This window comes from Pyxidicoccus sp. M15, from assembly GCF_056858435.1.
Genome location: NZ_CM166495.1, coordinates 4,244,166 through 4,270,829 on the forward strand (window position 1 = coordinate 4,244,166; position 26,664 = coordinate 4,270,829).

Sequence of the window (26,664 nt, forward strand, 5' to 3'; positions counted from 1 at the left end):
CAAGTGGGTAGCCCCCATGAGAGTCAGAGTACCGAAGCGGCGTCGAGGGACGGAGTGGCTCGTAGTAGCGGAGAAGCGCGCGAAAGCGTGTGGAGCGAAGGGGCCACGTCATCCGGCTGCGGTCACAGGTCAACCCGACAGGGGAGGAGCCTATGGGCGTAGCGAAGTCGTTCAGCATCCCGAAGAAGCTCGTCTGGGAAGCCTACCTTCGGGTCAAGGCCAACGGAGGGGCTCCTGGGGTAGATGGCCAGACGGTCGAGGAGTTCGAGAAGGACCTCAAGAACAACCTTTACCGACTCTGGAATCGAATGTCGTCAGGGACGTACTTCCCGCCGCCCGTACTCAGGGTGGCGATTCCGAAGCGAGATGGAGGGACGAGGAATCTGGGTATCCCCACGGTGACGGATCGGATTGCCCAGATGGTCGTTAAGAGGGCCTTGGAGCCTCAGGTGGAGCCGCACTTCCATCCGGACTCCTACGGCTATCGCCCGGCGAAGTCGGCAGCACAGGCAGTAGGCCGGGCGAGAGAGAGGTGCTGGAAGTACGACTGGGTGCTCGATCTCGATATCCGGGCGTTCTTCGACTCGCTCGACCATGAACTCGTCATGCGCGCGGTACGCAAGTACACCTCGTCTCGCTGGGTGTTGCTCTACATCGAGCGGTGGCTCAAGGCTCCCGTTCAGGTAGAGAGCGGCGTCCAGGAGAAGAGGACAGCAGGCACGCCGCAAGGGGGTGTCATCAGCCCCCTCCTCGCCAACATTTTCCTGCACCTTGCGTTCGACACATGGATGGAGCAGTTGTTCCCCCGGGTGCCGTTTGAAAGGTATGCAGATGATGTGGTCGTGCACTGCAAGACGAGGCAGCAGGCGCAAGCCGTGCTGAGAGCCGTGAAGGAGCGGCTCACCCGATGCCGGTTGGAGGTCCATCCGCAGAAGACGAAGCTCGTGTACTGCAAGGACTCCAACCGGCAGGGAGGTGAAGCAGAGGAAAGCTTTGATTTCCTTGGCTACACGTTCCGTCCTCGTCGAGCACGCAATCGTCAGGGTGAGTACTTCGTCAGCTTCAGCCCGGCAATCAGCGGGAAGGCGGCGAAGAGCATCCGAGCGACAATGCGGAGGAATTGGCGGATACGCCGTCGAACAGACAAGGGTCTGAACGACCTGGCGAAGATGTTCAACCCCGAGCTGAGGGGGTGGATTCACTACTACGGGAGCTACTGCCGCTCGGCTCTGTACCCGGTGTTCGGGCCCCTCGACCGGGCGCTCGTCAAGTGGGCGATGCGAAAGTACAAGAGGCTGCGTGGGCATCCAAGAAGGGCGTTCACATGGCTGGGGGAAGTGGTTCGCCGCGACCCTCAACTCTTCGCACACTGGCACCTGCTTCCGAAGGCCGCAACGACTGGATGATTGGAGCCGTATGAGTCGAGAGGCTCACGTACGGTTCTGGGAGAGCCCGGGGGTGAGATTCCCCCGGGCCACTCACCTGCCGCTGGCTCGCCAGCAGCGGTTGTACCTGCGCGAGGGCTTGGTGGTGGAAGCCCAGACGCTCTGGGACCAGCTCGACGCGCTGGCCGGCCACCTGCAGAAGTCCTACGAGGCGTTGCTGGCCGAAGTCTTCACCTCGCCCGTCATCCACGCGGACGAGACGTACTGGCTGCTATTGGAAAAGGGCCCGGGCACCAAATGGTACGCGTGGACGGTTGCCTCGCCGGACACCGTCTTCCACCGAATCCTCCCCAGTCGCTCCGCGGCGACAGCCAAGACGGTGCTGGGCGAGTACGCGGGTGTCGTCCTGGTGGACGGGTACGCGGCGTACCAGACGGCGACGAAGTCCGGCGCGGACGGGCCCGTCCCCGCGACGCTGGCCTTCTGCTGGGCGCACGTGCGCCGCAAATTCTTCGAGGCGGCGCAGTTCGCGCCCGCGTGCGAGCAGGTGCTGGAGTTCATCAGCCAGCTGTATGTCGTCGAGGCGGACCTGCCGGAGTGGTACGCCCTCTGTGAAGAGGAGCGCCCCGCCGTGCTCGCTCAGCGACGCGCGGCGCGGCAGCAGCACTCGGCGCCCGTGGTGGAGCGCATCCGCCAGTGGGCCCTGACGCAGCGAGCGGCCCCGGGCAGCGCGTTCCGCAAGGCCCTTGAGTACATGCTGAAGCTGTGGGACGGGCTGACCGTCTTCCTGGACAACCCCGTGGTCCCCATCGACAACAACCACGTCGAGCGGCAGATGCGCGACATGGTGATGGGCAGGAAAAACCACTACGGCAGCAAGTCGAAGCGAGGCACCGAGGTGGCCGCGCTCTTCTACTCGCTCATCGAAACGGCACGCCTGCGCGGTGAGGAGCCGGGCCACTACCTGCGGCGCGCTGCGCTGGCGGCCATTCAGAACCCAGAAGCCGTCACGCTCCCCGAGCGCCAGGACTGACGTCCGCGCACGCCGGACTCCTCGGCCAGGTCAGGCCTGCACCGGGACGGGGCACGGCGAAGAGTTACCGGAGGCTGGCCACCACGCACCGGGAGGGCACCACGGTTCCGAGGTGGTGCTCGGCACGGATGGCCGCCACTGCACCGGGCAGACGCCAACGCGCCGAGCTGGTGCTCGGCACGGGCGCTGGCGGCCATTGCTCACCGGCAGGCGCCATGGCCCCGAGGCGCGCAGCGCGGGCGAAACCTCGGGCCGCGCAAGTGCGAGGTGCGGACGTCCGCCACGGCTCCGGGGGGCGTTCGGCGTGAGCATGCACCACCGCCCCGAGGTGACGCGCAGCGCGGGCAGGCGTAACGACCCCAAGGGAGTGCTCGGCACGGACGCTAGTGGACTGTCTACGAAGTGCGTAGACATAGTTATGAACTGCTGCCATCTCGCTGAGCCGACCGCTGGGTGTCGGCCTCTCAGTGACCATGTCCAATAACTTCGTGGACACTCCAATTGTCCCAACTTCCCTCTGGTGCCGCCGGGTATGGTGCGGCATCGGAGGCGGAGAGATGAGCAGATCCAGGTCTAGGAAGCACCGAGGCTGTAACGCTCCAGGCAACACCTGCGCCTCTCCGCCAGACCGAATCTTCACCTCGTATCAAGACGTGGTGGATTCCTACCTCCAGGAGGAGCGTCCTCGTGCCGAGGAGGAGTTCGCGTTCTTCCAGGACAAGCATCGGACAGAGCGCTGCCCAGATCTGAGAACGACCATCAGGTTCGCAGCGCTCTCGATACGCCTAGATGGGAAGCGCCGTGATCACCAGCGCCGAATCCCTGGCGAGGCGCTCGCTCAAGCTGAGAAGAGTCTGCAGAGCACAGCAGCCGATCTGACACGATGCCGTTCTTTCGCGGAGCTGCACGACCGGATCGCAGGGCTGATCGGGCCCATCCACGGGGTTGGGGATGTGGCCGTCTACGACATCGCGACCCGCATCGGCGCCCATCTCGGTCTGGAGCCGGAACTGGTCTACCTCCATGCCGGAGTGACGGAGGGAGCCAAGGCACTGAACCTTGGTCTCGGTCGCAAGACCCTGCATCCCTCGGAATTACCAGCCCCTTTCCAAGTCTTGCGGCCACGTGAACTCGAAGATTGCCTCTGCATCTACAAGGACGTGCTTGCGACCATTCAGCATGCCCCTTCCCCTAAGGTAGGCTTGGGCGCCATCCACCCTCGGATCGTTCGTCGAACAACAAAGTAGTGGAGTGCCGGACAAGCTCTTGGGCAGAGTCGTGGAGGCAGCGGGCTTGCTGGAGCCGGCCCCAACGCTGGCCCTTTCTCCTCCATTCGTCTGAGCGGCAAGGATGCTGGTGCGGGGCCGGCCAACAGCCCCTATCGGCGGTGGTCGGTCCCAGCCTGTCATACAACCAGACCAGTTTGCCCAGCGCGCGCCGAAGGGCGGCACCTCGCACAAACCTGTCAGACAACGAGACTGGTTCGCCCTGAGCGCGCGGTGAGGGTCAGCTTGAATCGGTGTCGCCTCAAGGATCCGTGTGACGAGAGAGAGCGGGACAGCCGGTGCGGGAGGATCCGTCGGAGACCGGAGACCCGCGCCGAGACGAGGGGCCCGAGATCTGCATTCCCCAAGTTCGTGGGCCCGTGTTCTTCCGCCCACGTTACTCAGGGGCCTGTGCGAACGCGTGACCGACGTCGCTCCGGACTATGTCCAACAACTTCGTGGACACTCCACTAGCGGCCACCACGCACCGGACGGCACCCCGGCTTCGAAGTGGTGCTCGGAATGGGCACTGGCAGCCACCACGCGCCGGGAGGGCACCACGGGCTCCGAGGTGGTGCTCGAAACGGGCGCTGGCAGCGACCACGCAGGGGGTGGGCACCACGGCCCCAGGGTGGTGCTCGGCGCGGGCGCTGGCAGCCACCACGCACGGGGAGGGCTCCTCAGCCCCGAGGTGGTGCTCGGCATAGTCCTTGGCCGCCGCTGGACTCGGCGGAGGCGCCACGCCCCAAGGTGGCGCTCGGGGATGCCCGATCCGATGGGTCCTGGCTGTGGCCCGCCGCGCCCCGGAACACGCATCCGCTTCGTCAGGGAAGTCGTAGACGCCAACCTCCCTGGGCTTCTTCTTCCGCCCCCACTCCCTTCCGCCTTGCCGGAAGAGGCCCACCAGTTCCTTCTTCTTGGTGTCCACAGAAATGACCGGCTGGCACCGCGACTGGAAACGCTGCACCTCTTCGGCGATGTGGCCAAATTGCGCGTCCTTGTCCGGGTGCTGTGCGCTGTACCGCACCGGATTGTTGAGACACCAGGTTGGTCGTAATCAGGCCGCTTGCCTCGACAGCATCAGCTCTCGCCGGGCCTGACTCGGCGAGAGGAAGTCGTGACGCTCCAGCAGCCAGTGCTCGTTGTAGCGGTGGGCCCAGTCCAGCAGGGCCCGCTGCAGTTCCTCCACGGTGGAGAAGGTGCGCACCCAGAATAGTTGCTCCTTGAGGGTGCGAATGAAGCGCTCGGCACAGCCGTTGCCCTCGGGACTGCGGACGAAGGAGGGCCTGGACTGGGCACCGAGAAAGCGCAGCTCGTGCTGGAAGGCATCGGAAGTGTACTGACTGCCGTTGTCGTGGCGGATGGTCAGCCCCGTCGCCACGCCCCGGCCGTACGCACCGAAGCAAGCCTTGACGCCCTGGCGAATGGGCTCGAGGGCCTCGAAACGATTCCCCACCTTGGCCGCGTGGATGCCGACACACTCGGAGGTGGCGTGGTCGACGGCGATGAAGACGGTGGCCTGGCCCTCCAGCGTCGTCACCGTGCAGGTGGCATCGGTGCTCCACATGACGTCGGGCGTGTCGGTGGTAATGGTGCCGTCATGGTTGAGCGGCCCCAGCACCCGGCGGGCACGGCCGGGTGCCAGCAGCCCCGCCTGGCGCATCAGCCGCAGGCAGCGGGCCTTCGAGGTGCGCACGTCCTGGGCGCGCAACCGCGCCGACACCTTGCGGTGCCCCTCGCCCAGGAAGGGCGAAGTGGCCAGCACGCCACGAATGGCCTCCAGGAGCGCCTCGTCCGTCAACGCCGTCTTTGGGGCCACGCCGGGCTGGCGGAGGGACCTCGGCCTGACGGCGAGCACGGTGCCGGTACACCGTCGCACGCGGCACGTGCCATGTGGCCGTCACGAGCGCCAGGCCGTACGGCTTACCGCTGGAAGGCGAGAGAGTGGCGCTCATCCTCTCGACTTCCTCCAGGGAAAACCCGGCGCGTGGCCCTCCAGCAGCTGGGCCTTCTCCGCCAGCAGCTCGTTCTTCATCATCAGCTCGCCCACCATGGCCTTGAGCCGCAGCACCTCGTCGTCTGCCGGCTCGGGCTCCCGGCTCTTAAGGTTGGCCTCGGCCCCCGCCAGGAACTTCTCCCGCCACGCGCTCAGCACCGCCGCGGTAACGCCCAGTTCCCGCGAGAGCGCGTCGAGTTCCTCGCCCTTGAGCAATCGGAGCACGGCCTCCTTCTTGCGCTTCGCCGAAAACCGACCGCGCTCCGCCGTCCTGTCCTGCTTCTGCTGCTTCTTCACATCCACCTCACGAGGGGAAGCTATCCCCAGAGAGGTGTCTCAAGAAATCCTGGGGCGGAGGAGCACCCGCAAACTGAAACTTTATTCCTGCGCGACTCCTAACGGGTGCCGCCCAAGCTGTGCGCAAGGACGATGGAGAAGCCTTGCAATCCCCCTTTGGGCACACGTCTGCCCCGGCCGCCCTCCCATGAGGTAGGGGCCTGGGCCTCTTGGCTATTGCGGCTCGGGACTCAAAAGCAATCACGGGATTGCCTTCGCCGCAGCGAGGCTCTCTATGAACTCGGGAACTTGCTCATGATGGCTGTAGTCAATAACTCGGATATTGTATTCACGTTCAATGCGGTCACGGTCGTTAGCCGCCGCATCTCTTAGCAAAATGTAGTGGCGCTGCGTGGTGATTCCGAATGATTCAACGTTGCTTTTGAGCGCCAAATCCAGATCAAGCGGATCATTCATTCCGTAGCCTACAAACAAAAAAAGATGTTCTTGGAGTAGATGCCGTAGAACGGCTTGATAACCCGAGTTGGAGTGAGCCTCGCGGTACTCAACTTCCGACATAACTACGGTATCGTGATGTTCCGCCGTCCCATGGACTTTGAGTAGGATCTTACGGCCAGCACGTAGGTCGGCGAGCGCCTTATCAGAATCTTTCCAAGTATACGGCTGTCTGCGGGGCGTTTCTGGAGCCAGTTCAAGAAGTTGGTCGTAATTGGTCGTAAGTATGGCGCGGACGCCGAGTTGTATCACGGCATGTTGTGCTTTGCCCGGAGCCGCATCGGGGGGACGGAAAATATGATTGAGGGCATTTTGATAATCTCGACCCAGGCTAGTGCGGAGCGTCCCCAGTTCGGAGAGCATGGATTCGAGCCGCATACGGTTCCTGAATAGCGCGTGCTTCAACCGGATGGTTTCTTCATCGAGCGAGTCATAGCGCTTGCAAGCATCGAGCAGTCGTTCAGGGAGTGCCCCCCAGGTGGGGAAGTCGCCTTGAACGTCTTTACCGAGAGATAGACCGGAGCCGACGAAGAGGGCTAGTTTATTAGAACGATATGCTTCGAGAACGGGTGCTGGGATCTTGACGCTCACGGTAGTTCCTGATTCGAGCTTTTCTTTGGGGCTGCGCTCTTGGTTGAGTCGTGCCGGTTCTATTTCCATCATCCAGATGTTTCCTAGGGTATCTCCTGCGCAAACGGTATCCCTAGTGACGGCTACTGAACGAAATCCACTCATCCCATGAAATGTATGAATGCGCTGACCAGAAGCGATATCCCACACGCCCAGCGTCTTGTCGTCTGAGGCTGACATCACCATTCCATCTGCCGTCATCGCGCAATCCCATACTGATCCTCTATGGCCTTCTAGTCGAGCGAGTTCCTTGCCTGTTGTTAGCTCCCAAATTTTCAGAGTTTTGTCAGATGAGGCCGACACCAATCGCCCGTCCGCAGTCATTGCGCAGCCCAACACTGGCCCGTCATGGCCCTCCAGTCGCGCTACTTCCTTCCCTGTCTCCAAATCCCAGACCCGAAGTGTCCTATCGGAAGAGGCCGACACCACCTGCCCACGTGCCGTTACTGCACAGTCCCACACTGGCCCGTCATGGCCTTCCAGCCGCAGCAGTTCCTTCCCTGTCTCCAAATCCCAGACCCGAAGTGTCCTATCGGAAGAGGCCGACACCACCTGCCCACGTGCCGTTACTGCACAGTCATTAACCGGCCCGTCATGACCCTCCAGCCGCATCAGTTCCGTCCCTGTCTCCAAATCCCAGACCCGAAGTGTCCTGTCGGAAGCGGCCGACACTATTCGCCCATTCGCTGTTACTGCGCAGCCCCTCACCCATCCATCATGGCCTTCTAGCCGCGACAACTCCTTTTTCGTCCTCAACTCCCATACCTTCAACGTCTTGTCGGAAGAGGCCGACAATAGCCGCCCATCTGGTGTTGCTGTGCATCCCCACACCGAGCCTTTATGGTCTTGTCGCCGAGCTGACTGTCTAGCCGTCTCCAACTCCCATACTCTTAGTGTTTTATCGTCCGATGCCGATACCACCCATCCATCTTTCGTCACAGCACAGCTCTTGACTGGGCCTTCATGGCCTTCCAACTGCGCTAGTTCTCTCCCTGTAGCCAGCTCCCATACCCTAAGAGTCTTATCGTTCGAGGCCGACAAGACCCAGCCATCTGCTGTCACCGCGCAGCCATTGACCGGCCCTTCATGGCCCTCCAGCCGCGCCAGCTCCTTCCCTGTTTCCAACTCCCACACCCTCAGTGTCCCGTCGGACGAAGCTGACACCAACCGCCCATCCACAGTCACCGCGCAGCCATTGACTGGCCCTTCATGGCCCTCCAGCCGCGCCAGTTCCTTCCCTGTTTCCAACTCCCACACCCGAAGCGTCCCGTCGGACGAAGCTGACACCAACCGCCCATCCACCGTCACCGCGCAGCCATTGACTGGCCCTTTATGGCCCTTCAACCGCGCCAGTTCGATTCCCGTCTTTAGTTCCCACACCCTGAGCATCTCGTCGAATGAAGCCGACACCAACCGTCCATCCGGTGTCACCGAGCATCCCCAGACTGGGCCCTTATGGCCTTCCATCCGCGCCAGTTCCCTCCCCGTTTCCAACTCCCACACCCGAAGCGTCTTGTCATCCGAAGCCGACACCACCCACCCATCCGGTGTTACTGCGCAGCTTCGCACCCAACCTTCATGGCCTTCCATCCGTGCCAGTTCCTTCCCCGTTTCCAACTCCCACACCCGAAGCGTCTTGTCGTCCGAAGCCGACACCACCCACCCACTGGGTGTCACCGTGCAGCCATTGACCGGCCCATCATGCCCTCTGAGTGTCCGAACCTCCCCGCGCCTTAGTCTCACGGGATGTCGCAGACGGAGTGCAGGCAAGCCGCCGGGAAAATGCAGCATCTCTGCAATCCGTGCAGCTTTCCACCCTTGGGAGAGTAGTCGATTGTAAATTAATCGCGGGAAGGCCGCTGCGTCCTCGCTTAACCAGTGAGATTCTGCTCGAACAGCTTGGTGTAGATCCCGCAGTGCCGTCTTGTAGAGTTCTCCGACACCATTCACTGCATGCTGCAAGTCTTCCTCGACGGCGAAAATGCCAATCTCCTGGCACTTTGCCTCCAAGAAACTTAGATCCATGCAGAGCTTACGCACATGTTGCCATTCCTGTGCCTTCAACCAGTGTGTCACGCCATGGCGTAAAGTATAATTTTTACGGAAACCACTGATAGGCGCATCCACCGGCCATTTGCAGAGATTCTCCGCCAACCGGCGGTGCTGCTGCAATTCCCCATGCTCTCCTAACTTCGATAGGATGAAATCATGGAATGCATTGTGGAAGAGGCGCCACGCCTTCTCCCCGCCCCAGTGGCCTGACTCCTCCAGTAGGAACGGCCGCGCCACGCGTAGGAACTGTTCCCTAGCACTTATACCCTTCCACTCTGCGACATCGGCCAGGACCGATAAAGGAAGTGCCTCGCGGGCTACCGCCACCAACTCCAATCCCTCAAGCACTATCCCCCGGACTTCCATGGGTTGCTCTTGGATGCGTTGCCAAGCATCCTCAAGGAAGGCATCCAGGCCGCTGGGCAGCATCGCCGCCCGCCGTTCCTCGGCGGGCTGCTCCAACAGCCACTCCGCCAGTTTCACCGCGTGAAGTACATTTCCCTGTGCATTCTTTATTGCTTGGGCCATTAAGGTTGGCTCAAGCGATGGTGTGAATTTGGGCGCCACGTGCGCCCAGTACTCGCGCACCACTTCCTCGTTAGAAGCCGCCCATCGTTGCCCATCTAGATCGAGGGTACGCACGTTATCCCGAGCCTCTAGCCAACTCAGGTGCGGGTACATAGGGCGAGAAGAGCACAGGACCTTCACCCCTGGAGGCAGTGCATGCGGTAGGAAGCGCGGCAGTGGGTTTGGACCGCTCGCATCCAACTCGTCGAGTCCATCGACTACCAGCAAGAGTTGCTTCCTCTGCGGCACTAGGACTGCGGTAGATACCCGCTGCAGCACCTCTCGCAACCGCGACTCGGGTTTCCCCTCCAAATCGGCATGCAGGGGATAGAGTGCCTCCACCTGTGCCGCTAAGTTGCGTACTACCACCTCGGGACGGTCCCAGTCCTCCACGCCCCGGCGGAGGAAATGGTGCGGAACTTTCTGTCCTGCTCGCTCCTGAGCCCCCAACCAACTCGAGAGCAGCGCACTTTTACCTCTCCCAGGCCCTCCTTTGACCAGGACCCACCCACGTGCCGATTCTCCGCTTAGCAGGAACGAATCCAGGGTGGTCAGCGCATCCCGCCTCCCTAACAGTTGTTCGTGGCGCCCACGCTCTAGTTGGAAGTCGATGATATCCTTCGGCATAGCGGCCCAGTATTCTACAGCTATGAGGAATGTGACCCTAGGCAATTGAGGTAGGAAGCAGGGCTGCACCTCTGTGCCTGCCTACTAGACCTCCAAAGGGGCTTGGAGTTCCGCGTTCCTGCGTACTAGAGTTCCCTATTTTCGGCAGAATCATCTCAACCAATACCCGAGCCAGTCCTCAGCGCCATGGCAGTCTTCCGACAAATTGTGCAGTGTGAGTCTTGTGCAGCCACAACATTGATCCGCATCCAAATTGGCTATCTAGAGCAGCATCCGATCCGCGTGCCTTGCGGATCCTGCGGCGTCTTGATCTCTGCTACAGCTTTCGTCAGCCAAGGCAAGCCCAATTTTTGGGTGGACTATCGAAATGCCAAGCTGGTGGATGATGAATCAGGCGACTTCTACATCGAGGCCTCGCCGGAATTTCTGACCGAGAAACTCCAGAAGTTAGACAGAAGGGCGCCACCTCTCGACTTTAGTCCATTTATAAAGGCATTCGCTGTGATGGGCGACAAGGGATATGAGGAGTTTGGCAGAAACATACAGCGGTTTTCTCACATCGTTCAGACGTCTTGGCCGCAGATTCAGCGCATAAATCAGCTATGGATCAGTAGAGCGCTTCCTCAACTTGCGCGGGAAATTTTGACCATGCAGGCGCGCTTGGAGTTCCTCGCACCCAATCAATTGTCCATAAACAATGAATTGCAATCGCTCATGGCTGTGCATCGCTTGAATCTGCTCTTTATTGACCCGATTCGAAATCCCGAGCGCTTTGATGAGATAACCAAGCTGATATTCAAGGCAATCAAGAAATTTTCGGCAGCCCAAATTGCAGATCTCATGGATTTTGGTGAGATGCTGGCTCGGAGGGGTTACCTTCAGCGGCTTGAGGAGAAGCTCCTTTGTCTTACTGAGTTGTTCGTGGAGCGTTTTAAATTCTTAATTCCTGTGTTTGGCCTGCGTTATTATCAGAGCAGAGACCCCAACTTGCTTGAGCAGAAGGGAGTTACTACAACTTCTTTCGAGGATCTTAAGCAGTTGTTTCTGTGCTCCCATGAGATTATTTCTGAATCGCTCACGCTCATTGTCGGTTGGAACAACGTGCGCAATCGCGGAGGCTGGTCCCAGATGGCTCCGCGCAGAGAAGATGTCCAGACTCTTTCTCAATATGAAGACAAGCCGCTAGATGCGCGCGCACAATATCTGGACGGTTCAGAAGTCTTCGACCGTCTTTTGCATAACTATTGGGATGAGTTACTTTGCAGTGGCATCGCCCATGGTTTTCACAAGTACGAGGGTGTCGAGCAGCGGGTGATTTACTACACGGGTGGGCTCAAAGACGAAGCGAATAGACGAAGTGTTTTCCTGGTTGACTTCGCTCATAAATGCCTCGAACTGTTTCTTGCGGCTCAGGATGTCGCCGAGCTTTTATATCAGACTCAGAAATTGGTTTTTGGGAGACAGGGGCAGCAACCAATTCCGCCACCGGTTCGTAGGAGATAATCCCAAAGCGTGTGGAATCTCGTGAGGTTTGTGTCGGTCTCCAGGCTCATGGGGCCAGGCCATCGCCAGGGGCACGGGGCCACCCGTGGGGTGGGTGGCTCGTATCCGTACGGCGGACGCCGTGCTTTGGGCATTGCCGAGCTGAGCGGTTCCGGTCATCCCTCGACGGATGCCGAAGAAAGTCGAGAAGCCGGAGTGGCTGCGGGTCGCTGAGGAGTTCGAAGCGAGCGGGCTGGCGCAGCGCGAGTTCGCCGGTACCCGTCCGGATGGCCCTCCCGGTACTCGTGCCGATGCGCGGCGCCGGTAGCGTCTACCCCGCTTCAGGCAAGCTCCACAGTTCTGAGCTGGGGCTCGGCATGGGCCCGTGGCCGTCACCACTCCCCGGACGGGATCCACGGTCCCTGGTGGGGCTCGGCGCCATGAGGCCACCAATGCACGCCGGCAATCTCTTCGGCCCCGAGGTGACGCTCGGCGGGGATGGCTTTCATACGCCCGAGTCGGTGCTTGGCGCAGGTGGAGCCCACCATGCACCGGCAGGCTTCACGGTTTCGAGGTGGCGCTCGGCACGCGCCGTGGCCGCCGCTGCGCGCCGGGCAGGCCCCCGGCCCCGAGGTGGTGCTCGGCGCGAGTGGCGTTCACCACTCACTGGGCAGGCTCCACGGTCCGAGGTGGCAATCGGTGCAAGCGGGCATCCTGGCTTGGAGTGCGCGGGGCTTGTATGCTGGCCACCACAGCGCGCTGGACGGGCACCGCGGCCCGAAGGTGGCGCGATGCCCAGGGTTCTATCCGGCGCTGCACTCCGGCTGGTTTAGTTTCCCGCAGGGACCAAAAAAGAACCAAATCCAATGGACGGCCCTGGACTCACCTGGACGGAAGACCACACCCCTCTTTCAGAGGGGAAACCGGGCGGGCAGCCTGTGGCCCGAGTAGGGACCAAATCTGCTAGTGCGGCTTCGATTCCCGCTGCCTCCAAGCAGCAAGGAACCCCGTGGCGCCGCAAGGTGCCACGGGGTTTTGTTTATCGCGGCTCAGCGCGTCCATGGCGTCCACCCAGCGGCAGGCGTGCTGCATGACGTAGCTGTCGAGGACGATGGGGGCCTCCAGCCCCATGGGCGCGGGGCCAGTCCGTCCACCCCGGGGGCCGCACCGCCCGTCCTGCCGGGCCGGGCGGTGGGCCGAGGCTCCCAGGGCGTCCTTCCCTTCGTCAGTCGAGGACCGGACGGATGACGCCGTCGTGGATGCGGATGCGCGTGCCGTCGAACCGGGTGAGCTGGAAGAAGGCGTCGTCCTCGTTGAAGGTGAGGCTCATCTCCTGGAGCAGGCCGATGGCCACCGACTCGCCCAGCAGCAGTGACTCCGTGTAGTCACTGCGCCAGTGCACGCCGGCCGCGTTGCGGAAGAGGGCGATGTTGCCCGCCAGCTTGTTCAGCTCGCCGCCCACCGTGAGTTGCGAGGCGCCGGTGCCCGTGTAGGCCACCAGCGTCAGGCCGTCCGCGCTGGGTACCACCGGGGCCTCGAGGAGCGCGCTCTCGTCGAAGAAGGCCTTGAGGAGCGTGGCGCATGCGCCGGAGATGGTGGCATGCCCCGCGCCGTAGGCCGGGTGCGTGGGGCAGCCCTCCGGGTAGGCCTGCGGCAGCAGATACGAGCCGTAGCGCTCCGGGAAGTACGGCGCCAGCCCGCCGGTGGACAGGGACGTGGTGATGGACGTGTGCAGCGGGTAGGTGCGCCGGTTGTTGAGCTGGTTGTCCACGCGCCCGCCGTACTCCTCCGGCCGCAGCCGGCGGTGCACGCCCCACTTCTGCCACCACACCGCGCGCCCGGCGCGGCCCGATACCTCCAGGAGCGCCTGGAGCAGGTGCACCGTGCCGAAGGTGGTGAAGCCCACCTGCGTGCGCGAGTCGCCCGCCGTGCCGGGCGGGTCATACGGGTTGCCCGCGTTCTTGGAGAACTCCAGGTCCACCAGCGGGCGGCCGGTGCCCGTGGCGTTGCCCATGCTCTGATTCCCGCGCGGCTCGCTGAACAGGTAGTAGGCCGTGTTCCACCACACGTCCACCACCTGGTCGAAGTGGACGAAGTTGGCGCCGTCGCGCAGGTTGCGGATGAAGCGCCGCTGCGTCAGGTCGAACTGGTCCAGCCCCCGGTCGTCCCGCCCGTTCTGCACGGCCAGCCAGGTGGCGTGGGACGTCAGGTAGTCGGCCGCCGCGCCCAGCTCCGGGAAGCCCTTCACCGTGCGCTGCCGCTGGTCGATGACGCGCGTGCCGAACGCGACGAAGCCCTCGGCGGCGTCGCGGCCCTGCCCATCCGGCTGGCGCGGGTCGATGTTGCCCTTGAGCAGGAACTGCGACACGTACGGCCCCACCTGCTCGCCCACGTAGATGCCGCGGAAGAGGTTCTGGGCCGTGACGGGCGCTGTGCCGCCGAAGGTGGGGAACTCGCTGTTGAGCGAGCTGATGGCCCGGTTGAGGATGCTGCCGCTGGTGCCCGCCTCGGTGGCGTAGTTGATGAAGGGCACGTCGCGCGCGAGCGCCATCCAGTACAGCTCGCCCATCTCCGCCGCCGTCTGCGCGCTGTCGAAGCGCGGCGCGGGCGGCTGCGTCACCTCTTGCGCGTCCGGTCCGGAGACCTCGAAGGCGAGGCCCGACTGGGGGTTGGTGAGCTTCTTCGCGGTGCTGGAGGCGAGGATGACCTCCTCGAAGTCCCCCGGGTCCCGGCTGTGCAGGGCCCGCAGCAGGGAGGCGTAGGAGATGGGCTCGGGGTCTCCCACCGCGTCGTGGCGCAGGGACTTGGAGTAGCTCCCGATGAAGGACCGGTCCGGGTAGTTCGTCTCGTCGTTGTTGTTGAAGTGCTCCAGGTGGGGCCGCCGGGCGGCGAGCTCCGCGGCCTTCTCGCGCACCTGCTCCGCCGACAGGCGCCGCTCCTCCACCCGCCGGGCCAGGCCGCTGGCGGGGGCGTTGAACGAGTCGAAGATGGCCAGGCCAGGCGACGGAATGGGAGGGCCCAGCCCCGTCCCGAATCCGAGGTGGACCTCCGAGAGGTCCAGCGGGGTCGGTTCGTGGAACACGACGGACCACTGGTCCCCGTCGGGTGACGTCTCCCAGTAGGCCGTTCCCCGGGACTCGCGCAGGCGCCACCAACGGTGGCGCCGCGCGTCGTACGGAACGGTCGCGAGCGTGGAGTAGTTCCCGCCCACGGCGTGGTCGCAGATCAACGCTCCTTCTCTCACGCTCATGATGAGGCGATTGTCGTCGTCACTCCCCGCATCGAAGAAGACCGTCGCGCCGGGCACCTGCCGCAGCACCTGGACGACCTCCAGTTGGGCGGAGGAGTTGGTCAGGTCGTGGACGCCAACGGAGTTGTAGCCCTCGTAGTCTTGCGAGACGTTGGGCTCGGGCCGGATTTCGACGCGCTGGTTCACCTCCGCCACGCCCGAGCCGTAGGTGCTCCACTTCGCGGAGTCGACGGCGTTGTCGTTGAAATTGTCGCTGAATGTCGCTGCCTTGGTCGCCATGGCTGCTCCCGTCCCCCCGTGTTGGTGAAGCGAGACGTCTGGGGGACCACACGCGCGCCGTCTCGGAGCCCCGGCTGCCGCGTGGCCATGACTTCTAGAGTGCATGTCTGACATTGTTTGAGTGTTTAGAATTGATTACAATTCAGGTGTTTTCCTGGTGTCTAGGTCATGGCGCTTGGTGGATGGGTTTGCAATGTCTGGCTTGATTGACCCGCCAGGGCGGCGGCTGCACGCGGGAAGGAGCGGAGTCTCAGGGGCCGCGCGGGAACATCACGCGCGGCTGCGCGCCCTGCCAGGTCGCCGCCGAGGCCCCGTCCCGCGCGGCGGGATGGGCGCCGCCCACATTGGCGGTGTAGACCCGGGGAGGACCTGAGGCGGACATGGGTTCGAAGCCATCAGGGAGCGAGGCTCCTGGCCGTGTCAGAGGTGCTTGTAGAAGAGCGTGGTGCTGCAGAACCCGCCGTCGGGCATGAGGGCGTACTTGGGAACGTCGCCCACCCGCTGCCAGCCGGCCCGGGTGTAGAGCCGCTCCGCGTTGCTGCCCGTCACGGTGTCGAGCAGGAGGACGGTCTTTCCTTCCTTGCGAGCCTCATCGTCGAGCGCCGCCATGAGGCGCCGTGCGACGCCGCGACCGCGAGCCTCGCGGCGGACGAGCATCTTCGCGACCTCGGCGCGGTGGGGCGCGTTGTCGGGCATGGCCATGAGGAGTTGCACGGTGCCGACAAGCTGGCCTTCGCCGTTTTCGGCGACGAGCAGCACGCGCTCTCCGCGCACGACGGCGTCGGCGACGCCGCGCCAGAACGTCAGGGCCTTCTCTCGAGGCAGGGGGAGCATGAAGCTCACGGATGCGCCGCCCTCGACGCAGTCGAGGAGCACGTCCGCGAGCCGCTCCACGCACGCGTGGGCTTCGTGGGCGTTGATGCGGCGGATGCGTATGTCTTCCATCATCCGTTCCTCCGGGCGGGCGTGAAGGGCAGGGTGACGAGCGCGACCAGATAGCGAGCCGGCTTGCGGGTGGGGTTGCGGAAGGAGATGGGCTGGTCGAGGCGCATGGAGAGGCAGTCGCCGGCCTCGAGGCGCCACTGCTCCTTGCCGGCGGTAATCTCCATGACGCCGTCGATGAGCCAGACCTGCTGCTGGATGTCGGCGTCGCGGGCGCCCGTCTCGTAGGAGACGCGCTGGCCCGCGGGGAAGCTCACCTCGACGAGCTGGAGGGGCGAGCGCACGGCGGGGGAGAGGTTGCGGCGGACGTAGCCGGAGGCGGGGTCGGTCCAGAGGGGCTGGTCCGCCGCGCGAACCAGGGGTGACGGCTCGGCGGGGGAGGACGCCTCGCCGTCGAAGAGGGACGCGAGGGTGACGCCGAGTGCAGCGGACAGCTTGTCGAGCACGACGGCGGTGGGGCTGCTCTCACCGCGCTCGATGAGCGAGATGTTGGAGCGGCTCACGCCGCTGCGCTCGGCCAGGGCTTCGAGCGAGAAGCCCCGGGCGTCACGCAAGGCGCGGACGCGCCGGGCGATGCGGGCATTGACGTCCATGGCATCCAGTATAGTGGATGATGTGTGTCCAGTAAAATGGATGGACGCTACGAGCGGGTCGCCCTGGCCACACCCGCTTCAGTAGGCTCGCATCCATTCATGGACAGACAGGTCGCTCTTTCGAAAGCGCGTGAGCTGGCGGACTCGGGCATGTTTGGCGACGCCCACCGGCTGCTGCTTCAGGTGCTGGCGCTCGACCCGGACCACGAGGAGGTGCTCTGGGCCATCGTTTCCGTCTACGAGAAGCAGGGCTTCCCGGCCCCCGTGGCTCGCTACCGGGCGCGCATCGCCGAGCTGTACGCGAGCCAGGGACGCGCGGAAGACGCACTGCAGTTGCTGCGGCTGGCGGTCGAGCACCACCAGGACCCACCGCGCATCCGCAAGCGCATCGCCGAGCTCCAGGAGCAGGCGGGGCAGTTGGACGAGGCGCGCCGCCAGCGCTGGTTGGCGGGCGAGGACGTGACGCTCGACGAGACGCCGTCCATCGAGATGCTCGAGCAGCGCGTCCGCGCACGGGCCTTCGACGACCCGCTGCGGGTCCAGCTCGCCCAGGCGCTGCTCCAGGCCGGCAGGGTGCGCGACGCGGTGCCGCACTTCCGGCAGACCATCCAGACCTGGCTCTTCTCCGAGGACACGCGCACCTCGGACGAGCGCGTCGTGAAGCCCGCCCCGGGCTACACCCACCCGATACTCAAGCTCACCCGGGCGGAGGTGCGCGAGGTGCGCGACACGTATCACCGCCTCACCGCACGGGAGGTCGAGCAGGGCCTGGAGCGGGCTCGCCGCAGGGCACCGGTCTGGACGGGGGCCGGTCACCCGCCCACGATGAAGTTCTTCTTCGACGTCGAGCGCGTCCTGGCGCGCCTCTCGCGCGAGGTTCGCGACAACTTCGACGAATGGGCGCTCGAGCAGCTGGACGCGCTGAAGCGCCTCGAGCTCCCCGACGGCGCCGAGGTCGAGCTGGGCCTGACCGAAGTGGGCGCGGCGGAGTACCTCTCCAAGACAGGCAGCGGCCTCTACTGCCCCTCCTGTTCCGCCCCTCATCACGGCGAGGTCCGCACCGTGACGTGGCAGCCGGACCTGCCCCCGGGCGCCATCACTGTCTTCAACGAGACCCACTACGGCGAGTCGGGGCACGTCAGCGTGTACTGCCCCGAGGGCCACCTCCTGTTTCATGCCCGTCGTTGGATTGCCTGAACCGCGCGTCTTTGTCCCGCTGCGGTCATGCCTTGCTGCCTCGGGAAGCAGGTAGGGAAGCGGGGACGACCCGGCCCTTCCTTGGGGGGCGGGCAGGGGCCGAGGCGCACGGGGTCTTGTTTTGCGCGGTCGAGCGCGTCCCATCACCTCATGCCCAGCCACGCCCCCAGGCGCGGCGTCCGGCGGAGCAGCGCGAGGAAGCCCGCCGTCCCGCCGAAGGTCTGCACCACCATGAATGCGAGCCTCGGAGCGGGTGGCTACCCGAAGGTCCAACCAGAAGGGCGCCGTGAGGCCCAGCCACCCGGCCAGGGCGGCGCGGCTCGGCTGGAACATGACGGCCGTCACCCCGGCCTTGAGCACGAACACCCCGGCGACCAGCGCCACGGCCCGGGACGCCCTGCCGCCCGTCAGCCGCTCCACGGCGTGGTGGACCAGCGGGACGAGGGGCTCCATCTGGAGCAGCACGAGCATGAACCACAGGTGCACGGCCAGCACCGCCGTGGCCAGCAGGCCCTCTCCCAGGGGGATGAGCAAGAGCCACGGGGAGCGGAGCCCGCGCGACTGGAGCACCAGCCCCACGAGCCAGTACAGCCCGAGCCAGGTGAACGTGGACCTCGCGAGCGCTCCGATGCGGGCCGCCAGGGAGCGGGAGGGGCCGGACGCGGACTGCCGGCGCCGGGCCGCCAGCACCAGCGACACGAGGAAGAGGGCGGGGACGCAGAACTGACAGGCATCGTGGAGGGCCCGCGCCACCTCGCTGGCCCCCGGCGCGACATCCGGGCCCAGCCTCCAGGTGGATAGCAGGTGCAGGGTGACCATCGCGGCCAGCGACAGGACCCGCAGCACGTCCAGTTCCAGCGCGCGGCCGGGCATGACGGCGGCGGGTGACGCCGCATGAGTGACGGACGGGGTGTGGGGCACCGCGCTCATCGCGCGGACCCCTGCTGGCCACCCCAGGCCGTGTGGTGTTGAGGCTCAAGAGGCGCCAACAGGCCGGCGGCTCCTGCCACGCACCTGATGGGAGCGCGGCCTGGGCAGGCGTGTGCCCCACGGGGGCTCAAGCGGCCTGTCCACCGGCCGGGAGCATCGCTCGGGCGGCCCCGTCAGCGGCCCTCCTCGGCCCCTGTGCACCCTCCCTCCCCCTCAACAGGGCCCCCATCCCTCTTATGCGCAAGCTGGCTGTGCTCATGCACCGCTTGTGGGTGACGGGGGAGGAGTACCAGCCGCTGGGTTACCAGCGGAAGGCCGCGGCCTGAACCGGCTTGGCAAGGGCAATCGGGAAGGAAAAATCAGGATTGAGGTACTGCCTTGACCCGGGCAGGTACCTGCTCGAGAAACCACGAACCGCCCCGTCCGGGTGACTGCGTTGAGGCCCTGAGAGCTTCGAGCTCGCTCAACAGATGGCAGCACCCGGTCGGTTCGGACCCCAATGTGCACCGGGCCCCGAAGGGGGCCCTACGAGAGTGCGGATGGAAGCGTGGCGGAGCGGTAGCTCGAGAGGTACTCGGCTTGGGGGCAGTGCTGGGACTTGACTCGGAGCGGCCTCCTCATGGAAGGGCTCCTATCCGTCCTATACTTACATATGGGGAAGCAGGTGAAAATGACCCGCGCACGGTGTCTTGCCGGGCCATCACCCCGAGCACGTGGCCTACGAGGACTCTGTAATGTTCTACCCGGCTCCTTCCTCATGGAGTCTGGAACATGAAGTCACCCGCGCTGCTCTGCGTCCTGCTGGTCGCCCTTCCCGCCATCGCCGCCGAGCGCGCGGTGCCCTGGGAAGGCCCCGCGTTCGAAGCCTCCGCCGCCGCCATGTCGCGTGCCGCCGCGAAGCTTCCCGCGCCCGCGGAGGGCACCGACGTGGAGGTCCTCCTGAAGGAGGGGCACTACACGGAGCTCGCACCCCATCAGTGGCGGGCCACCCACCGGCACGTCTTCCGCATCCTCACCCCCGCGGGCGTGCGCGAGTGGGCAGAGGCGCGCGCCGAGTGGTCCCCCTGGCGCCAGCAGCGGCCGCTCCTGCGCGCCCGCGTCATCTCCCCGGAGGGGAAAGAGCACCCGCTCGACGAGCGGACGCTGCATGACGCGCCGGTGGAGGACGCGGCGCCGGACCTCTACACCGACACGCGGGCGCTGCGCGCGCCGCTCCCCGCGCTGCGCCCCGGCAGCCTCGTCGAGGTGGAGTCGGTGGTGGAGGACACGCAGGCCTTCTTCGAGGCGGGCCTCGTCACGCACTTCTACTTCGCCAGCCCCGTGCCCGTCCGCAAGGTGCGCCTGGCCATCGACGTGGCTCCGTCCACCCAGCTCACGCTGCGCGTCCGCGGACTCCCGCTCGAGCCGCTGCCGCAGCACCACTCCAACCGCAAGCGCCTGGCCTTCGAGGGGGGCCCCTACGCGCCGGTGGCGCCGCTGGAGGCGGACGTGCCGGCCGCCCAGGCCTTCCACCCGCACGTGGCCTTCTCCACGGGCCGCTCGTGGAACGAGGTTGCCACGGCCTACCACCGCATCGTCGAGGGCCGGCTGGAGGGCGCGTCGCTCCAGGCTCGCGCGCGCGGACTGGTGAAGGGCACGAAGGAGCGCCGGGCCATCGCGCAGCGCCTGCTGGAGCACGTGCGGGAGTCGGTGCGCTACACGGGCCTGGAGTTCGGCGCGGCGGCCATCGTCCCCGCCAGCCCCCAGGAGGTGCTCGCGCGCCAGTATGGGGACTGCAAGGAGATGTCCACGCTGCTGGTGGGCCTGCTGCGCGGCGTGGGCATCCCCGCCCACGTGGCCCTGGTGCGCTCCGGGCGCGAAGACGTTCCCGACCTGCCGGGCATGGGCTTCTTCAACCACGCCATCGTCTATGTGCCCGGCTCGCCCGCGCTGTGGATGGACCCCACGGACCCGGGCGCGGAGGCCGGCACGCTCGCCCCCGAGCTGCAGGGGCGCCATGCGCTGGTGGCCACCCCGGACACCCAGGGCCTCACCCTCATCGACGAGTCGCGGCCCGAGCACAACACCGCCGTCTTCACCCGCACCGTGGAGCTGTCCGACGAGGGGCCGGCCCGCGTCCGGGAGACGCGCGAGCTGGAGGGCACGCTGGCGGTGCAGTACCGGCGCCTGCTGCGGGCCGTGCGTCCGGCCGACTTCCGCCGCAACATGGAGGCGCTCGCCACCGCGCAGTACGAGGGCACGCTGGAGGGGATGAAGCACACGCCGCTGGACGACGGCACCGGCCCGTTCCGGCTGGAGCTGGACGTGGCCTCCGCGCGCTTCGCCACCACGGGCTGGCGCAGCGCCAGCGTGCCGCTGCGCATCGACTCGCCCCTGGCGTGGCTGCCGGAGGCGCTCGACGATGTGCGCGACCTGCTGCCGGATGAGCTGGGACGCAAGCCGGCCGCGCCCTCGAAGCGCCAGTCCGACCTGGTGCTGCCGGTGGCCTACCGCGCCGAGGCCCGCTACCGCCTGCGGCCGCCCTCGGGCTTCGGCGTGCGCGTCGTCCCCCGCGACGAGACGCTGCCCCTCGGCCCGGCCACACTCTCTCTTCGGTTCGCGCGAGAGTCGGAAGGCGGGCTCACCGCCACCTTCCGCTTCGACACCGGCAAGCGCCGCTATACGCCGGACGAGGTGACGGCGTTCCGCACCGCCCTGGCCGCGCTCGCCCGCCGGGAGCCGCTGGTGGTGGAGTTCGAGGACCGCGGCGCGCGCCTCGTGGCGGGTGGGCGGGTACGGGACGGGCTCGGGGTGTACGAGAAGCGGCTCACGGCCCGCGCGGACTCGGCGCTGGTGCGCGCCCGGTACGCCGGCACGCTGCTGCGTCTGGGCTTTGGCGAGCAGGCCCGCGCCGAGGCCCGCCGCGCGGTGGAGCAGCGCCCCACCTCGCCGCTCGTCCACCACGTCCTCGCGTGGGTCTTGCAGCATGACCTGCACGGCCAGCTACGCCGTCCGGGAGCCGACCTGAAAGGCGCGGTGGCGGCCTGCCGCAAGGCCGTCTCGCTGGAGCCGGAGAACCTCGCCGCGCACGCGCTCCTCGCGGGGCTGCTGGAGCACAACGCGGAGGGAGAGCACTTCGGCCAGGGCGCCCCGCTGGCCGAGGCGGTGGCCACCTGGCGCCATCTGCGTGACGACCTCGGGGCCCGCGACGTGGATGACCGGCTGCTGGCGGCCCTGTTCCGCTCGGGCGCCGCGACCGACGCACTGGAGGCCGCGCGCACCGCCGCGCCGTCCCGGCTGCGGGACCAGGTGCTCATCATCTCCGCGGCCGAGGTCAAGGGCGCCGCCGAGGCCATCGCCGAGGCGGAGCGCGAGCTCGAGGGGCTGGAGGCCCGTCGCGAGGCGCTGGAGCTCGCGGGGAACCACCTGCTCACCCGCGGTCGCTCCGACATGGCGGCGCAGCTCTTCGAGGCATCGCTCAAGGGCGCCTACGCCCCGGACCGGCAGCTCCGGCTGGAGCTGGCGAAGAAGTCGAGAGACGGCCAGGGCGCGAAGGAGGACAAGGGCCCCGAGGCACTGGTGCGCCGCATCATCAAGGCGGCCTGGATGTCGCGCGACGCGAAGGAGTTCGAGGCCACCCTCCTTCCCCTGCTCTCCTCCCGGGACCGGAAGGACAGCGAGCTGCGCCGGAAGCTGGAGCTCATGTACGCACAGACCTCGCGCTACGCGAGGACCTCGCTGGACACGGTGGGCGTGGCGTCCATGGCGGAGCTCGCGGTGGCGGCGCTCGACCTGAAGACCGAGGGCCAGGAGAAGGCCGGCTACCGCGTGCGGATGAAGATGCTCCTCGGCTCGCGAACGTACGAGGACGTCTGGTACCTGGTGCGTGAGAACAAGGAGTACCGGCTGCTGGCCTCGGCGGCGGACCCGCGCCCGCTCGGGGCGGAGGCGCTGCGGTGGCTGGATGCCAGCCAGCTCAAGGAAGCGCTGCTGTGGATTGGCTGGGCCGTCGCGGATGCGAGCGACGTGTCTCCCGAGGGGCTGTCGCCCCTGGCCTCCTTCGCGAACACGATGCGGGGCTTCTCGGGAGCCGAAGGGGTGACACACCTGCGTGCCGCGTCCGCCTACCTGGGCGCGAGCACGGGCGACGCGCGCGTCCTCGCCGCGCTGCGGACCCAGGCGCAGTACGCGTCGGGCGAGGAGCGCCACCGGCTGCTGATGGCGCTCGCGGTGGTGCTGAGGGCGGCCGGCCGGAGCCCGGACGCGGAGGCCATCCTGGACGAGGTGCGCGAGGACGTGCCGCAGTCGGCGGAGGCCTTCTGGCTGAAGCGGGAGCTGCTGATAGAGCGGGGCCGGTGGTCGGCGCTGCGCGAGGCCGCTGACGGCCGGCTGGGCCTGCTGCACACGGATGCCCTGGGCATGGAGACGCGAATCGTCGCGGCCATGAACCTGGGTGACTGGCCCGAGGTGACGCGAACAGGCGATGAGTTGCTCAAGCGCGGCGCCGCGAGCGCGGAGGCCTACCGGACGCTGGCCTGGGCGGCGCTGCACCAGGGCCGAGTGACGCCCGAGGCAATCGAGCGGGCCCAGCGGGCGGTGGACCTGAGCGGGGACGGTGACACGGAGTCGACCGCCCTGCTCGCCACGCTGCTGGTGGAGACGGGGAAGCTGGAGGAGGCGCGCACGCTGGTGGACGAAGCGGTCGCCCAGGACCGGTCCGACAGGCTGGACGCGGGCATCCTCTACGTGAAGGCGCGGCTCGCCGAGGCCTACGGCCTGTCCGAAGTGGCGAAGGCGCTCTATCGAGCCGTGCCTCCCGCGGACACGTCCGACGTTCGGTCCTTCCATCGCCTCGCGCAGGCCCGCATGGGCCGCGAGCGGAGTGGAGCGGTCAAGACCGCCTCCAGGACGCACTGACCCGACCCCTCTTATGCGCTCCGAGTCCCGCAGCGTGCAGGCAGGCTTCGACAGTGGGTGCACCGACTACCTGGCCAAGCCCTTCGAGGCGTCCGAGCTGTCCGCCCTGCTGCGCCGCTGTCTCGATTGACAATCTGAGTCCACATTGTCAAATCTGTCGGGAATGGCTCCCGACCCCACCGCTGCGCCCAGGCCGGCCGATGACGCACGCCAGCGCAAGCTGCTGGACGCCGCGCTGACGGTGTTCCTGCGCTACGGCTTCCGCAAGACGTCCATGGACGAGGTGGCGCGCGCCGCGCAGGTGTCGCGGCAGGGGCTGTACCTGCACTTCGCGACGAAGGAGGAGCTGTTCCGGGCCACCGTCCAGCACGCGCTGGACGGCTCGCTGGAGGCGGCCACCGCCGCGCTCGGGGACGCGTCGCTCCGGCTGGAGGCGCGGCTGGTGCGCGCGTTCGACGAGGCGACGGGCCGGTACGTGGGGATGGTGGGCGCGGGCGCGTCGGACCTCGCCGAGGCGGGGGGCGACATCCTCCCGCTGGTGGATCAGTTCGAAGGCCAGTTCGTGGAGGCCGTGGCGAAGGCGCTCCGCGCGTCCGGGCTGATGGCCGGCTACAAGGCTTCCGGCCTCACGGCGCGCCAGCTGGCGGAGACGCTGCAGGCGACGGCGCGAGGGCTCAAGCATGGCTGCCCCAGCCGGGATGTCTTCGTGGAGCGGATGACGGTCGCCGTGCGCGCGGTGTGCGTGCCACTCGGGGAAACCTCATGAAGAGCGGGAAGCAGCGGAGCTGGCCACGTCGGGTGGCCCTGGGGCTGGGCGTGCTGTTCGTCGCGGTGGTGGTGGCCGCGCTGGTGGACGGGTGGCGGGCGTTCGGCCGCCGGGCGGGCGGGGAGCGGCGCGCGCGCATGGAGAAGTCCCCGCAGTGGGGCGGCGACGCGCGCTTCGTGAACCCGCAGCCCCTGAAGAACGACTTCTGGGGCTCGGTGACGGGGGCCTTCAAGGCCAGCGCGGATGCGAACCCCTCCATCCCGCTGCCCACGGCGCGCGCGGGCCCGGAGCGCTTCGCCACGCCGCCCGCCACCGGGCTGCGCGTCACGTGGCTGGGGCACTCCACGCTGCTGGTGGAGGTGGACGGCTACCGCATCCTCACGGACCCGGTGTGGGGCGAGCGCGTGTCGCCGCTGAGCACGGTGGGGCCGAAGCGCTGGTACGGGCCGCTCATCGCGCTGGACGAGCTGCCGAAGCCCGACGCCGTCCTCATCTCCCATGACCACTACGACCACCTGGACGAGCCGACCATCACCGCGATGAAGGACTGGGACACCACCTTCATCGTGCCGCTCGGCGTGGGGGCGCACCTGGCCTACTGGGGCGTGCCCGCCGAGCGCATCGTCGAGCTGGACTGGTGGGAGCGCACGAAGGTGAAGGGGCTGGAGATTGTCGCCACGCCGGCGCGCCATGCCTCCGGCAGGCTCGTCATCGACAACGACGCGACGCTGTGGGCCAGCTATGCGCTGCTCGGGCCGCAGCACCGCGTCTGGTTCTCCGGCGACACGGGGCTGTTCCCGGCCATGCGCGACATCGGCGAGAAGCTGGGGCCCTTCGACCTGACGATGATTGAGGCGGGCGCCTACGGCAGCGCCTGGCCCGACTGGCACCTGGGGCCCGAGCAGGCCGTCCGGGCCCACCAGCTGGTGCGCGGCCGCGTGCTGCTGCCGGTGCACTGGGGCCTGTTCAACCTGGCCTTCCACGGCTGGACGGAGCCGGTGGAGCGGGTGCTCGCGGCGTCCGAGCGGGCCGGCGTGACGGCGGTGGTGCCCAGGCCGGGCCAGAGCTTCGAGCCCGGGGCCCTGCCCGCGTTGGAGCGCTGGTGGCCGCAGCTGCCCTGGCAGACGGCGGAGCAGGACCCCATCGTCGCGACGCAGATGGACTGAGCGCCGGGAGGCTAGGTGCGGGGGCCTTGTGGCGGGCCGCCGGGCTTCGTCGGCTCCGAGCGGCGCGGCAGTGTCACCGTGAAGGTGGTGCCCTCGGTCTCCGCGGACGTCACCTCGATGGTGCCCCCGTGGGCCTGGACGATTTCCCGGACGATGTAGAGCCCCAGCCCGTAGCTCATCTTCAGCGTGCGGGCCGTCTGCGGGCCGCGGCGGAAGGGCTCGAAGAGGTGGGGCAGCAGGTTGTCGGGGATGGGGCGGCCGGCGTTGCTCACCTCGAGCACCACCTTGTTGCGCACGCTGCGCACCGCCAGGCGCACCGGGCTGTCCGCCGGGCTGTACTTCAGCGCGTTCTCCACCAGGTTGGACGCCACCTGGCCTAGCCGGTCCGGGTCCCACGTGCCGGCGGTGTTGCCCTTGTGCTCCACCTCCACCACGCGCTGTGGGAAGGCCACGCGGAACTCGTGGGCCACCTTCGCGGACAAGTCCTTCAGGTCCATGGGGCGCGGCTCAATCGCGACGCCGCCCACCAGCCGCGTGCGGGTGAAGTCCAGCAGCAGCCGGGTGAGGCGCTCGATTCGCACGGCCGCCGTGGCGATGCGCTTGCTGGTCTGCTTCGCCTCCTCCGCGGTGCCGGCCTCGGCCAGCATGCGGGACCAGTTCATGATGGCGCCCAGCGGGCTGCGGATGTCATGGCTGACGATGCCCATCAGCTGCTCCTGGAATTCCGCGTGCTGTCCACCGGCCGGGAGCATCGCTCGGGCGGCCCCGTCAGCGGCCCTCCTCGGCCCCTCTGCACCCTCCCTCCCCCTCAACAGG

13 protein-coding genes and 4 pseudogenes are annotated in these 26,664 nt (G+C 66.6%); 8 read left to right on the forward strand and 9 right to left on the reverse strand.

Features of this window, described 5'->3' with window-relative positions:
* Positions 1-152 precede the first annotated feature (152 nt).
* From ltrA to ACX9TP_RS16030, 3 genes are all read left to right on the forward strand, one after another.
* Complete coding sequence (ltrA, locus tag ACX9TP_RS16020; protein ID WP_482980593.1) at positions 153-1,406, forward strand: group II intron reverse transcriptase/maturase; 1,254 nt, start codon at positions 153-155, stop codon at positions 1,404-1,406.
* 52 nt (positions 1,407-1,458) lie between these two features.
* The gene (gene tnpC / locus ACX9TP_RS16025; protein ID WP_482980594.1) at positions 1,459-2,418 is read left to right on the forward strand and encodes an IS66 family transposase; all 960 of its coding nucleotides are present in this window, start codon (positions 1,459-1,461) and stop codon (positions 2,416-2,418) included.
* A 656-nt stretch (positions 2,419-3,074) separates the two neighbouring features.
* On the forward strand, positions 3,075-3,665 hold the full coding sequence (locus tag ACX9TP_RS16030) for a hypothetical protein (RefSeq protein WP_482980595.1): 591 nt from the start codon (positions 3,075-3,077) through the stop codon (positions 3,663-3,665).
* An 835-nt stretch (positions 3,666-4,500) separates the two neighbouring features.
* On the opposite strand, the pseudogene ACX9TP_RS16035 reads toward ACX9TP_RS16030, so the two are convergent.
* From ACX9TP_RS16035 to ACX9TP_RS16050, 4 genes and pseudogenes are all read right to left on the reverse strand, one after another.
* Positions 4,501-4,692, reverse strand: a pseudogene (locus tag ACX9TP_RS16035) (ISAzo13-like element transposase-related protein); the annotation flags it as partial.
* 48 nt (positions 4,693-4,740) lie between these two features.
* Positions 4,741-5,982 (reverse strand): annotated as a pseudogene (locus tag ACX9TP_RS16040) (IS3 family transposase).
* 234 nt (positions 5,983-6,216) lie between these two features.
* A complete protein-coding gene (locus tag ACX9TP_RS16045; protein WP_482982182.1) occupies positions 6,217-9,582 on the reverse strand; it encodes an SIR2 family protein in 3,366 nt (1,121 codons plus the stop codon).
* Between the two features lie 309 nt (positions 9,583-9,891).
* Positions 9,892-10,347: pseudogene (locus ACX9TP_RS16050) on the reverse strand (AAA family ATPase); the annotation flags it as partial.
* A gap of 186 nt (positions 10,348-10,533) precedes the next feature.
* On the opposite strand from ACX9TP_RS16050, the gene ACX9TP_RS16055 reads away from it, so the two are divergent.
* Positions 10,534-11,850: a hypothetical protein gene (locus tag ACX9TP_RS16055; protein ID WP_482980596.1), complete on the forward strand. Its 1,317-nt coding sequence runs from the start codon at positions 10,534-10,536 to the stop codon at positions 11,848-11,850.
* Between the two features lie 1,204 nt (positions 11,851-13,054).
* Here ACX9TP_RS16055 and ACX9TP_RS16060 read toward each other — a convergent pair.
* The 3 genes from ACX9TP_RS16060 to ACX9TP_RS16070 all read right to left on the reverse strand — a co-directional run bounded on the left by ACX9TP_RS16060 (position 13,055) and on the right by ACX9TP_RS16070 (position 16,893).
* Positions 13,055-15,358, reverse strand: a complete 2,304-nt coding sequence (locus ACX9TP_RS16060) for a vanadium-dependent haloperoxidase (RefSeq protein ID WP_482980597.1) — start codon at positions 15,356-15,358, stop codon at positions 13,055-13,057.
* Positions 15,359-15,778: 420 nt separating this feature from the next.
* Positions 15,779-16,306 carry a GNAT family N-acetyltransferase gene (locus ACX9TP_RS16065; RefSeq protein ID WP_482980598.1) on the reverse strand — a complete coding sequence of 176 codons (528 nt, stop codon included), beginning with the start codon at positions 16,304-16,306 and terminating at the stop codon, positions 15,779-15,781.
* Positions 16,303-16,893: a helix-turn-helix domain-containing protein gene (locus ACX9TP_RS16070; protein ID WP_482980599.1), complete on the reverse strand. Its 591-nt coding sequence runs from the start codon at positions 16,891-16,893 to the stop codon at positions 16,303-16,305. The genes ACX9TP_RS16065 and ACX9TP_RS16070 overlap by 4 nt, the downstream gene beginning before the upstream one ends.
* Positions 16,894-16,992: 99 nt before the next feature.
* On the opposite strand from ACX9TP_RS16070, the gene ACX9TP_RS16075 reads away from it, so the two are divergent.
* Positions 16,993-18,090, forward strand: a complete 1,098-nt coding sequence (locus ACX9TP_RS16075) for a tetratricopeptide repeat protein (protein WP_482980600.1) — start codon at positions 16,993-16,995, stop codon at positions 18,088-18,090.
* A 387-nt stretch (positions 18,091-18,477) separates the two neighbouring features.
* Here ACX9TP_RS16075 and ACX9TP_RS16080 read toward each other — a convergent pair.
* Positions 18,478-19,020, reverse strand: a pseudogene (locus ACX9TP_RS16080) (acyltransferase family protein); the annotation flags it as partial.
* Between the two features lie 771 nt (positions 19,021-19,791).
* On the opposite strand from ACX9TP_RS16080, the gene ACX9TP_RS16085 reads away from it, so the two are divergent.
* The 3 genes from ACX9TP_RS16085 (at position 19,792) to ACX9TP_RS16095 (ending at position 25,848) form a co-directional block, all read left to right on the forward strand.
* Positions 19,792-23,916 carry a DUF3857 domain-containing protein gene (locus ACX9TP_RS16085; RefSeq protein WP_482980601.1) on the forward strand — a complete coding sequence of 1,375 codons (4,125 nt, stop codon included), beginning with the start codon at positions 19,792-19,794 and terminating at the stop codon, positions 23,914-23,916.
* A gap of 163 nt (positions 23,917-24,079) precedes the next feature.
* Complete coding sequence (locus tag ACX9TP_RS16090; protein WP_482980602.1) at positions 24,080-24,682, forward strand: TetR/AcrR family transcriptional regulator; 603 nt, start codon at positions 24,080-24,082, stop codon at positions 24,680-24,682.
* The gene (locus ACX9TP_RS16095; protein ID WP_482980603.1) at positions 24,679-25,848 is read left to right on the forward strand and encodes an MBL fold metallo-hydrolase; all 1,170 of its coding nucleotides are present in this window, start codon (positions 24,679-24,681) and stop codon (positions 25,846-25,848) included. The genes ACX9TP_RS16090 and ACX9TP_RS16095 overlap by 4 nt, the downstream gene beginning before the upstream one ends.
* An 11-nt stretch (positions 25,849-25,859) precedes the next feature.
* Here ACX9TP_RS16095 and ACX9TP_RS16100 read toward each other — a convergent pair whose 3' ends face one another.
* Positions 25,860-26,555 (reverse strand): sensor histidine kinase, encoded by a 696-nt coding sequence (locus ACX9TP_RS16100; RefSeq protein WP_482980604.1) that lies wholly within the window; start codon positions 26,553-26,555, stop codon positions 25,860-25,862.
* Between the last annotated feature and the right edge of the window lie 109 nt (positions 26,556-26,664).

What these genes read in the sequence shown, in the direction of transcription:
- ACX9TP_RS16060 (WP_482980597.1), bottom strand. Translation starts at nt 15,358, where the DNA reads ATGGCGACCAAGGCAGCGACATTCAGCGACAATTTCAACGACAACGCC.
- ACX9TP_RS16100 (WP_482980604.1), bottom strand. Translation starts at nt 26,555, where the DNA reads ATGGGCATCGTCAGCCATGACATCCGCAGCCCGCTGGGCGCCATCATG.
- ACX9TP_RS16090 (WP_482980602.1), top strand. Translation starts at nt 24,080, where the DNA reads ATGGCTCCCGACCCCACCGCTGCGCCCAGGCCGGCCGATGACGCACGC.
- ACX9TP_RS16075 (WP_482980600.1), top strand. Translation starts at nt 16,993, where the DNA reads ATGGACAGACAGGTCGCTCTTTCGAAAGCGCGTGAGCTGGCGGACTCG.
- ltrA (WP_482980593.1), top strand. Translation starts at nt 153, where the DNA reads ATGGGCGTAGCGAAGTCGTTCAGCATCCCGAAGAAGCTCGTCTGGGAA.
- ACX9TP_RS16095 (WP_482980603.1), top strand. Translation starts at nt 24,679, where the DNA reads ATGAAGAGCGGGAAGCAGCGGAGCTGGCCACGTCGGGTGGCCCTGGGG.
- ACX9TP_RS16055 (WP_482980596.1), top strand. Translation starts at nt 10,534, where the DNA reads ATGGCAGTCTTCCGACAAATTGTGCAGTGTGAGTCTTGTGCAGCCACA.
- ACX9TP_RS16085 (WP_482980601.1), top strand. Translation starts at nt 19,792, where the DNA reads ATGAAGTCACCCGCGCTGCTCTGCGTCCTGCTGGTCGCCCTTCCCGCC.
- ACX9TP_RS16070 (WP_482980599.1), bottom strand. Translation starts at nt 16,893, where the DNA reads ATGGACGTCAATGCCCGCATCGCCCGGCGCGTCCGCGCCTTGCGTGAC.
- ACX9TP_RS16065 (WP_482980598.1), bottom strand. Translation starts at nt 16,306, where the DNA reads ATGATGGAAGACATACGCATCCGCCGCATCAACGCCCACGAAGCCCAC.
- ACX9TP_RS16045 (WP_482982182.1), bottom strand. Translation starts at nt 9,582, where the DNA reads ATGCTGCCCAGCGGCCTGGATGCCTTCCTTGAGGATGCTTGGCAACGC.